The 10,338-nt window shown below is 70.3% G+C and carries 7 protein-coding genes and 1 pseudogene; 7 read left to right on the forward strand and 1 reads right to left on the reverse strand.

Features of this window, described 5'->3' with window-relative positions:
• The 5 genes from E4O86_RS20510 to E4O86_RS20530 all read left to right on the forward strand — a co-directional run.
• On the forward strand, positions 1-445 hold a 445-nt coding region (locus E4O86_RS20510; protein ID WP_161142415.1), incomplete at its 5' end, for an HlyD family secretion protein.
• Positions 442-1,404, forward strand: coding sequence for an ABC transporter ATP-binding protein (locus tag E4O86_RS20515; protein ID WP_161142416.1), 963 nt, complete (start codon positions 442-444; stop codon positions 1,402-1,404). The genes E4O86_RS20510 and E4O86_RS20515, both read left to right, overlap by 4 nt.
• Positions 1,401-2,582, forward strand: coding sequence for an ABC transporter permease (locus E4O86_RS20520; protein WP_161142417.1), 1,182 nt, complete (start codon positions 1,401-1,403; stop codon positions 2,580-2,582). Before E4O86_RS20515 ends, E4O86_RS20520 begins: the two co-directional genes overlap by 4 nt.
• A 233-nt stretch (positions 2,583-2,815) precedes the next feature.
• Positions 2,816-3,862, forward strand: coding sequence for a Fe(3+) ABC transporter substrate-binding protein (locus E4O86_RS20525; protein WP_161142418.1), 1,047 nt, complete (start codon positions 2,816-2,818; stop codon positions 3,860-3,862).
• Between the two features lie 64 nt (positions 3,863-3,926).
• The gene (locus E4O86_RS20530; protein ID WP_161142419.1) at positions 3,927-5,675 is read left to right on the forward strand and encodes an ABC transporter permease; all 1,749 of its coding nucleotides are present in this window, start codon (positions 3,927-3,929) and stop codon (positions 5,673-5,675) included.
• Here the strand turns inward: E4O86_RS20530 and E4O86_RS20535 are convergent.
• Positions 5,642-7,615 (reverse strand): acetoacetate--CoA ligase, encoded by a 1,974-nt coding sequence (locus tag E4O86_RS20535; protein WP_246206530.1) that lies wholly within the window; start codon positions 7,613-7,615, stop codon positions 5,642-5,644. The genes E4O86_RS20530 and E4O86_RS20535 overlap by 34 nt on opposite strands.
• 119 nt (positions 7,616-7,734) lie before the next feature.
• Here E4O86_RS20535 and E4O86_RS20540 point away from each other — a divergent pair, with 119 nt between their 5' ends.
• Together E4O86_RS20540 and E4O86_RS20545 are read left to right on the forward strand one after the other, a co-directional pair.
• Positions 7,735-9,483, forward strand: a complete 1,749-nt coding sequence (locus E4O86_RS20540; protein ID WP_161142421.1) for an AsmA family protein — start codon at positions 7,735-7,737, stop codon at positions 9,481-9,483.
• 474 nt (positions 9,484-9,957) lie between these two features.
• Positions 9,958-10,338 (forward strand): annotated as a pseudogene (locus E4O86_RS20545) (DUF4372 domain-containing protein); the annotation flags it as partial.

A 10,338-nucleotide genomic window follows, 5' to 3' on the forward strand; every position in this document is an offset into this window, starting at 1 on the left:
CGCCGCGCAGGCGAGCCTCGCCCAGGCCGAGACGATGCTCGCCAGGCGCCGCGTGCCGGCGCCCGCGGCGGGCCGCGTGCAGGACGTCTTCTTCCGCGCCGGCGAGGTGGTCGCCGCCGGGCAGCCGGTCCTCGCGCTGCTGCCGCCCGGCAATCTCCGCGCGCGCTTCTACGTGCCGGAGCCCCGCCTTGCCGGGATCGCGCTCGGAGAGAAGGTCGCGATCCGCTGCGACGGCTGCGGCGCCGGCTTTGCGGCGACCGTCAGCTTCATCTCGAAAGAGGCCGAATATACGCCGCCCGTCATCTTCTCGGAGGAGGAGAAGGCGAAGCTCGTCTTCCGCGTGGAGGCGCGCCCGGCCGCCGGCACCAGCCTGCCGGTCGGCCTGCCGGTGACCGTGTCGCCCGCCGCGTCCGCCGCCGCGCCTTCGGAAGCGGCGCGCCCATGAGGCCGGAGGCCGCCGCAGCGGGCGAGCCCGCGGCCGGTCCGGACGTCGTCATCGACGTCGAGGGGCTCACCAAGTCGTTCGGCGGGCGGGTGGTCGTCGACGGCCTCACCATGCAGGTGCGCAAGGGGCTGATCTATGGCTTCCTCGGCCCGAACGGCAGCGGCAAGACCACGACCATCCGCATGCTCTGCGGCCTGCTCACGCCCGATTCCGGCCGCGGCACCTGCCTCGGCTACGACATCCTCACCCAGTCGGACGAGATCAAGCGCCATGTCGGCTACATGACGCAGCGCTTCTCGCTCTACGGCGATCTCTCCATCCGGGAGAACCTCGAATTCGTGGCGCGCGTCTACGGCCTGCCGGAGCCGCGCCGGGCGGCGCAGGAGGCGATCGATCGCCTCGGGCTCGCCAACCGGGCCGGCCAGCTCGCCGGCAATCTCTCCGGCGGCTGGAAGCAGCGGCTCGCGCTCGGCGCCTGCATCCTGCCGCAGCCGCAGCTCCTCCTTCTCGACGAACCGACGGCGGGCGTCGACCCGAAGGCGCGGCGCGACTTCTGGGACGAGATCCATGCGCTTGCAGGCGAGGGCCTGACGGTCCTCGTCTCGACCCATTACATGGACGAGGCGGAACGCTGCCACGAGATCGCCTATATCGCCTATGGCGAGCTCCTCGCCCAGGGCACCGCCGCGGACGTGATCGCCAAGGCGCATCTCGCCACCTGGACCGTCACGGGCCCGGATCTCGCCGCCCTCTCCGAAGCGCTGAAGAAGACCCCGGGCGTGGAGATGGTGACGGCCTTCGGGGCGTCGCTCCATGTGAGCGGACGGGATTCGGCCCGGCTCGAGGCGGCGGTCGCTCCGTTCCGCGCGCGCGGGACGCAGGCCTGGCGGCGCGACGAGCCGACGCTCGAGGACGCCTTCATCGACCTGATGAGCCGGTCGAAGGACAATTTCGGATGAGCGCACCCGTCCCGCCCGGCACGGGCGACCGCAGGCGCACCCGCGGGATCCGCGCCGCGCTCGGGCGGATCGGCGCCATCTTCGTGAAGGAGCTGATCCAGCTCCGCCGCGACCGCATCACCTTCGCGATGATGGCCTTCATCCCGCTCGCCCAGCTCCTCCTCTTCGGCTACGCCATCAACACCAACCCGCGCGATCTGCCGACCGCGGTCTTCGTCCGGGACGACAGCATCTTCGCCCGCACCTTCCTGACCGCGCTCCGCAACACCGACTATTTCGAGATCACCGCGGTCGCGCGGAGCGAGGCGGAGCTCGACGCGCTGATCGTCTCAGGCGCGGTCCAGTTCGGCGTCGAGATCCCGGCCGGCTTCGGGCGCGACCTCATCCGCGGCGAGCGCCCGGCCATCCTGGTGGTCGCCGATGCCAGCGACCCGACGGCGACGGGCGGCGCCGTCGCGGCGCTCGAAGGGCTCGGCGCGAGCCTCTTCGCCCGCGAGCTGACAGGCCCGGCGGCGAAGCTCGCGGCCGGGGAGCAGCCTTACGAAATCCGGGTCCACCGGCGCTACAATCCGGGCGGGGAGACGCGGCTCAACATCGTGCCCGGCCTCATGGGCACGATCCTGACGCTCACGATGCTGATCTTCACGGCGCTCTCGATCACCCGCGAGATCGAGCGCGGCACGATGGAGAACCTGCTCGTCATGCCGGTCCGGCCGGTCGAGATCATGATCGGAAAGATCCTGCCCTATCTCGCCGTCGGCGCCGGGCAGACGGCGCTCATCCTGGTCTTCGCGCGGCTCCTCTTCGCGGTGCCGATCGAGGGCAGCCTGGCGCTGCTCCTCGCGCTCACCATGCTCTTCGTCCTCGCCAATCTCGCGGTCGGCTACACGTTCTCCACCATCGCCGACACGCAGCTGCAGGCGATGCAGATGTCGTTCTTCTTCTTCCTGCCGAACATCCTCCTGTCGGGCTTCATGTTTCCGTTCCGGGGCATGCCCGCCTGGGCGCAATATGTCGGAGAGGTGCTGCCGCTCACCCACTATCTGCGGATCGTCCGCGGAATCATGCTGAAGGGCGCGGGCCTCGGCGACCTGCGGACCGACGTCGTGGCGCTCGCCGCCTTCACGCTCGCCGCCATGGCGCTCGCCGTCGCGCGGTTCCGGCAGACGCTCGACTGATCGGCCGCCGGCATCCGCGAAGTGCTCCCGCCGCCGACCGGCAGGCGGCCGGACCCGCGGTGCGCGGCGGCGGCCCCGCAAACTCGACTATTGGCGTCTAAAACATTAGAATGGTTCTAAATACATGAAATCACTGTGATTTCATTGACACGATCCGGGTCCCGCCTATAGTCCGGGCGCGTTCGAATACAGACCGACGCTAGGGCCTTGAACCCTTCCGATTGGAGACGCTCATGACGAACAATCTCTCCGGTCCCGCGGGCCGAATTCTTGCCGGAATCCTCCTGGCGGCCGTCGCGACGCCCGCCGTCGCAGCCGGGGTGGTGAACGTCTACACCTACCGCCAGCCGGAGCTGATCCAGCCGCTCCTCGACGCGTTCACGAAGGAGACCGGGATCGAGACGCGCGTGATCTTCGCGGATCGCGGGCTCGAGGAGCGCATCAGGGCGGAAGGGCGGAACTCGCCGGCCGACGTGCTCCTGACCGTCGACATCAACCGGCTCGCGGCGGCCAAGGAGGCGGGCGTCACCCAGCCGCTGAAGGACGAGGCGATCGAGGCGAACGTGCCGGCGGAATACCGCGACCCGGACGGCGAGTGGTTCGGCCTCACGCGGCGCGGGCGCGTCGTCTACGCCTCGAAGGAGCGCGTCCCGGAGAACGCCATCACCTACGAGGAGCTCGCCGACCCGAAGTGGAAGGGGCGGATCTGCACGCGCTCCGGCCAGCACGTCTACAACATCGCCCTCTTCTCCTCGATGATCGCGCATCACGGCGCCGACTACACCAAGAACTGGCTGACCGGCCTCAAGGACAACCTGGCGGTGAAGCCGGCCGGCAGCGACCGCGACCAGGCCAAGGCGATCTATGCCGGCCAGTGCGACATCGCGCTCGGCAACACCTACTATGTCGGGCTGATGATGACGAACGACAAGGAGCCGGAGCAGAAGGAATGGGCGGCCGCGATCAAGGTCATCATGCCGAACGCGAACGACCGCGGCACGCACGTGAACATCTCCGGCATGTCGCTGGCGAAATATGCGCCGAACCGCGACAATGCCGTCAAGCTGATGGAATTCCTGGCGAGCGACGAGGCGCAGCGCATCTACGCCGAGACGAACCAGGAATATCCGGTGGAGAAGGGGATCCCGATCTCCGACATCGTCGCCTCCTTCGGCGACCTGAAGGCCGATTCGCTGCCGCTCGCCGCGATCGCCGACCATCGCCAGGAGGCGAGCGAGCTGGTCGACGACGTCGGCTACGACGACGGCCCGAGCTCCTAGGCGGGCCGATCCTGCCGGCGGCAGGCGCGCGGCCGGCGCGGGATCCCTCGGCGGCCGGCGCGCGATGACGGCCGGCAACGGGCCGGTCGGCGCCGAAGCAGGCCGCGGCCGGATGCGTGCGGCGGCCTTCCGCCGGACCGATTTGAGGCCGCTCGCCGTCGCCGCCCTCGTCTGGGCGGTGATGGCCGTTCCGCTCGTCGCGCTCCTTGCGATCGCGGCGAGCGCGGTCGGCGCCACCTGGCCGCATCTCCTGCGCTCGGTGCTGCCGGGCGCGACCGTGACCACGCTCCTCCTGATGGCCGGCGTCGGCCTCCTCACCGCGGTGACCGGCGTCGGCACGGCCTGGCTGGTGGCGGTCTGCCGCTTCCCCGGCCGGCGCGCGCTCGAATGGGCGCTCGTCCTGCCGCTCGCGATCCCGACCTATCTGGTCGCTTTCGCCTATATGGAGATCTTCGACTATACCGGGCCGGTGCAGGGCGCGGTGCGCGCGCTCTTCGGCTTCCATACCGCGCGCGAATACTGGTTTCCCGAGATCCGCTCGCTCCCCGGCGCGATCTTCGCCATGAGCGCGGTGCTCTATCCCTATGTCTACCTGACGACGCGCATCCTGTTCCTCATGCAGTCGGCGCGGGTGATGGAAGTCGCCCGCACGCTCGGCGCGACGCCCTGGCGGCTCTTCCTCCGCATCGCGCTGCCGATGGCCCGCCCGGCGATCGCGGTCGGCGTCAGCCTGGCGCTGATGGAGACGATCAACGACATCGGCGCGGTCGATTTCTTCGGCGTGCGGACGCTCACCTTCGCCGTCTACCACACCTGGCTCAACCGGGCCGATCTCGCCGGGGCGGCGCAGCTCGCCCTCGTCCTCCTCCTCCTCGTGCTGCTGCTGATCTATGCCGAGCGCTCGGCGCGCGGGCGGCAGCGCTTCCATGCCGCCTTCGGCGGCCAGGAGCCGGCGCCGACCTTCGTCCTCGAGGGCTGGCGGGCCTTCGGCGCGGCGGCCGCCTGCTTCGTCCCGGTCGCGATCGGCTTCCTGATGCCGGCCGCGCTGCTGGCCGATTACGCGACCCGCCGGATGGAGCAGTTCCTCGATCCGGCGATCCTCGACGCCGCGCTCCACAGCGTCACGCTTGCCGCGGCGACCGCGGTCGCGACGGTGCTCGTCGCCTTTGCGCTCGCCTATGCGGCCCGGCTGTCGCGGCTCGGCGCCGTCGGCCTCTTCGCCCGGCTCGCCGCCACCGGCTATGCCGTGCCGGGCACGGTGCTCGCGGTCGGAATCCTGATCCCGATGGCCGCGCTCGACAACCGGATCGACGCGGCCGCGCGCGCCCTCTTCGGCGTCAGCACGGGGCTCCTCGTCACCGGCTCGGGCGCCGCGATCGTCTATGCCTGCTCGGTGCGCTTCCTCGCCATCGCCTACGGCTCGCTCGACGCCGGCTTCACGAAGATCAGCCGCCATCTCGACATGGTGGCGCGCACCTTCGGCCGGCGCCCCGGCCGTATCCTGGCGGAGATCCACCTGCCCCTGATGCGGCGCGCGATGACGGCCGCCGCGCTGCTCGTCTTCGTGGACACGATGAAGGAGCTATCGGCGACCGTGCTCCTGCGCCCGTTCGATTTCGAGACGCTCGCCACGCTCGTCTACGGTGCGGTCGCGCGCGGCGCCTTCGAGGACGCGGCGCCCGCCGCGCTCGTGATCGTGGCGATCGGCGTGCTGCCGCTGGTGCTCCTCCTCGGCAGCGGGCTGGAGGGCGCGGCCGGGAGCGGCCGGCGGAGCGGGGATCAGGCCGACCGCAGCTCCGGGATGTCGCGGTAGAGCTCCAGTGCGTCCGGGTTGGCGAGCGCCTCGCGGTTCTTGACGGCGCGTCCGTGGATGAGGTCGCGCACGGCGAGCTCGGTGATCTTCCCGGACTTGGTGCGGGGAATGTCGGCGACCGCGACGATCTTCGCCGGGACGTGGCGGGGCGAGGCACCCGCGCGGATCTTCGCCTTGATGCGCTTCACGAGGTCGTCGTCGAGCGTCAGGCCCTCCGCGAGCCGGACGAACAGCACGATGCGCACGTCGTTGTCCCAGTCCTGGCCGACCGCGATCGCCTCGACGATCTCCGGCATCTGCTCGACCTGGTTGTAGATCTCCGCGGTCCCGATCCGCACGCCGCCCGGGTTGAGCGTCGCGTCCGAGCGGCCGTGGATCACCATGCCGCCATGCGCCGTCCATTCGGCGAAATCGCCGTGGCACCACACGCCGGGGAAGCGCTCGAAATAGGCGGCGCGATATTTCGCGTGGTCGGGGTCGTTCCAGAACATGATCGGCATGGAGGGGAACGGCCGCGTGCAGACGAGCTCGCCCTTCTCGCCCCTCACCGGCACGCCGGACTCATCCCACACGTCCACCGCGAGGCCGAGGCCGGGACCCTGGATCTCGCCCTTCCAGACCGGCTTCGTCGGAATGCCGAGCACGAAGCAGGAGACGATGTCGGTGCCGCCGGAGATCGAGGCGAGGTGCACGTCCCGCTTGATGCCGGAATAGACGAAGTCGAAATTCTCCGGCGCGAGCGGCGAACCGGTCGAGGTGATGAGGCGCACCTTGGCGAGGCCATGCGTCTCGATCGGTCTCAGCCCGCCCTTGCGGACGGCGTCGATGAACTTGGCCGAGGTGCCGAACACCGCGATGTCCGCCTCGTCGGCGAGGTCGAAGAGCACGTTGCCGTCCGGGTGGAAGGGCGAGCCGTCGTAGAGGACGAGCGTGGCGCCGCTCGCAAGGCCCGAGGCGAGCCAGTTCCACATCATCCAGCCGCAGGTCGTGAAGTAGAAGAGGCGCTCGCCCGCTTCCAGCGAGCAGTGCAGCCGATGCTCCTTCAGGTGCTGCAGCAGCGTGCCGCCGGCGCCGTGCACGATGCATTTCGGCACGCCCGTCGTGCCGGACGAGAACAGGATGTAGAGCGGGTGGTTGAAGGGCATCCGCTCGAATGCGAGTTCGGTCGGGGCGTGGCCGGCCACGAAGGCGTCGAGCGTCTCGGCGCGGTCGAGCGAGCGCGCCACCTGCTCGGCGTGGCCGAGATAGGGCACGATGACGATCCGCTCGACCGTCGGCAGGCCCGCCGCTATCCCGTCGAGCTTGCCCGCTATGTCGATCGGCTTGCCGCCGTACCAATAGCCGTCGCAGGCGACGAAGAGCTTGGGCTCGATCTGTCCGAACCGGTCGAGCACGCCGCGTTCGCCGAAATCCGGCGAGCAGGACGACCAGATCGCGCCGATCGACGCCGCCGCCAGCATCATCGCGACGGTCTCCGGCAGGTTCGGCATCATGGCCGCGACGCGATCGCCGGCGCCGATGCCGGAGGCGAGCATGGCCTGCTGCAGGCGCGACACGAGCGCGCGCAGATCGGCCCAGCTCAGCTCGCGCGAGACCTTGTCCTCGCCGCGGAAGAGGATCGCCGGGCCGGTGCCCGGATGTCGCAGCAGGTTCTCCGCGAAGTTCAGCCGTCCGCCCGGGAAGAAGCAGGCGCCGGGCATGCGGTCCGGGTCGGCGAGGCGCTCGCCCCCCTTCTGCCCGATCACGCCGCAGAAATCCCAGACGAGATCCCAGAACGAGGCCGGGTCGGCGACCGACCATGCGTGCAGCGCGTCGAAATCCGCGAGTTCGGCGCCGCACCGGGCCGAGGCCTCGCGCGCGAATGCGGTGATCGGCAGAGCCTTCAGGCCCTCCGGGTCGGGCTTCCAGAGCAGCGCGTCGTCCGTTTCGTTTTCAGCCAAGGCCATCCCTCCAGTCCGACATGCATGCCATAGGGCGGCCGGCCCGCCAAGGCCGTCGCCTTGCGTTCCCGCCGACGAGATCGTATCCGCTGCCGGTGGAAAGGGGCGGTCATTCCTGCATGAGACGGATCCTCTGGGGCGTTGCCGCCCTCGCCCTGCTCCTGGCCGCCATCCTGGCGATCGCGCTCGCCTCGCTGCCGCGCGAGATGGTGAAGACGCGGGTCGCCGAGCAGGTCTCGGCCTGGACCGGGCGCGACGTCTCGGTCCGCGGGGAGCCCGAGTTCCGCCTGTTCCCGGAGCCGTCGGTCACGCTCCGCGACGTCCGGGTGGACGGCCCGCCCGGCATGCGCGAGGGCGCCATCCTGACCAGCGACGAGCTGACCGGCACGATCCGGATCCTGCCGCTCGTGCTCGGCGACGTCGAGATCAAGTCCTTCAACATGGTGCGCCCGGTCGTGACGCTGGTCCGCGACGAGACGGGCCGGCGCAACTGGGTCTTCGACGCCGGGGCAGCGGCGCTCCAGCTCGCCTTCGCCGGCGACGTGCCGCTCGGCCATTTCAGGATCGAGGACGGCACGATCCGCTACGCCGACCGCCAGTCCGGGGCGACCGAGGCGCTCGAGCATGTCGGCGTCACAGTCGACTGGCCGAGCGTGCGCGGCACGCTGTCGGTCTCCGGCTCGGCGGTGTGGCGCGGACAGAAGGTCGACCTGCAGGGCTCGGCCGACCGGCCGTTCGCCTTCGCCAGGCGCAGGTCGAGCCCGCTGGAGCTGAAGCTCGATGCACCTTCGCTGCATTTCCGGTTCGACGGCAGCATCTCCGATCTCAGGCGGCCGCAGATCGTCGGCGACCTCGACCTCACGACGCCGTCGCTGCGGCAGTTCGCCGGCTGGCTCGGCAGCGCCATCGGGCCCGGGCCGAACCTCCAGCAGGCGAGCCTTTCGGGCCAGGCGGAGGTGCTGGACGGCAGCCTCACGATGACCAATGCGGCGCTGATGCTCGACGGCAACCGCGCCGCCGGCGCGATCAGGATCGGCTTCGGGCCGCATCCGGTGGTCGACGGCACGCTCGCCTTTCCGGCACTCAATCTGTCGCCCTATTTCCAGGAGATCAGCGACCAGCTCGGCAGCAACCCGGACGCCTGGCGGGAGATCGACCTCGACACGAGCTGGTACCGCGCCCTCAACGCCGATGTGAGGCTATCGGCCAAGAGCGTCGCCGCCGGCCAGTTCGAAGCCGGGGCGACGGCGGCGACGGCGGTGCTGAGGGACGGCCGGCTCGAGGTCGGGATCGCGCAGGCCGCGTTCTACGAGGGCACGCTTTCCGGCACGATCGCCGTCACGGACGATCCCCGGTCGGAGCGGTTCGACGTCGAGGCGCAGCTGAGGGCGACCGACGTCTCGCTCGCGCAGGTGGTGCGGCGCGTCGCGCCCGCCTCGACGATCGCGGGTCGCGCGACGATCGCCGGGGAGATCGCGACGGAGGGCGCGAATGCAGGCGAGCTCGTCGCCGGACTGTCCGGTGCGGCCCGGGCCAAGATCGACAAGGGCAACCTGCCGACGTTCGGGCTCTCCGCTTTGGCGGCGGCGCTCCGGGAGGGCAGACCGCTCTCCGCGGCGCCCGTTCCCTCCGTCGCGCCGGTCGATTCCGCGCGGGCTTCGATCCGCTTCGAGTCCGGCTCGGCGCTGGTCGACAATCTCACGCTGCTCTTCGGCGCGAACGAGGCCACCCTCGACGGCGCCGTCGATCTCGACACGGGTGCGCTCGCGCTCGCCGGCACGATGTCGGCCGGCACCGCGGCTGCGGCCGAGTTCGGCGTCACCGGAACGCTCTCCGACCCGGTGCTGAAGACGCACGGCATGCCCTGACGGGCGGCGTTCCCGCGAACCAAGCGGCGTCGCCGCGCCCCCTGTCGTCATCGCCGGACTTGATCCGGCGACCCAAAGAGCGGCCGAAGCGGACCGGAGGCCGCCCGATGCCCGGGGTCGAGCCCGGGCATGACGACAGAACAAGCGGCGGGCTTGGAGATTGGCTTGGCCATTCACGTTGCGCCGCCGCCTCCCCCTTTCGTGGGGAGAGGCCAAAGGGAGGGGTTCTTCGGCCTCGAGGCAAGCGCGGCTGCGGCGGAGCCCCCGCAGCGTTCGGCCTCGCCTCCCCTCTCCGTCGTCATCGCCGGACTTGATCCGGCGATCCATGGGAGACGGAAGCGCGATCGGAGGCCGATGGATGCCCGGGTCGAGCCCACTGCTGTCCGGTTTAATTTTCTGGACTGGGTGCACGGTGTTGATTCTACTCGTGTTCAGACGTTGGCGCGTCTTCCGGACACGACAGGGGGCAACACCGTGCGGCATCACAATAGCGTTTTCCACGATGTCCTGAAGCAGGTTCCGTGGGGCGTGTTCGAGCGGCTGGTGGAAGAACACGCGGCGGACAAGCACGTGCGGCGGCTGTCGACGAAGAGCCAGTTCATCGCGCTCCTCTACGGGCAGCTTGCCGGGGCGGTGAGCCTGCGCGAGACCGTCGAGGGGCTCGCGAGCCATGCCGCCCGCCTCTACCATGTGGGTGCCAGGCCGGCGGCGCGCTCGACGCTGGCCGACGCCAACGCCCGGCGGCCGAGCACGGTGTTCGGGCTGGCTGTTCGGCGGGCTGTTCGCCGCCATTCTCGCCCAGGCGCAGCGGGGCCTGCGCCGGAAGCTGGGCGAGGCCGTCTACCTGATCGATTC

Source organism: Propylenella binzhouense (assembly GCF_009866965.1).
Classification (GTDB): domain Bacteria; phylum Pseudomonadota; class Alphaproteobacteria; order Rhizobiales; family Afifellaceae; genus Propylenella; species Propylenella binzhouense.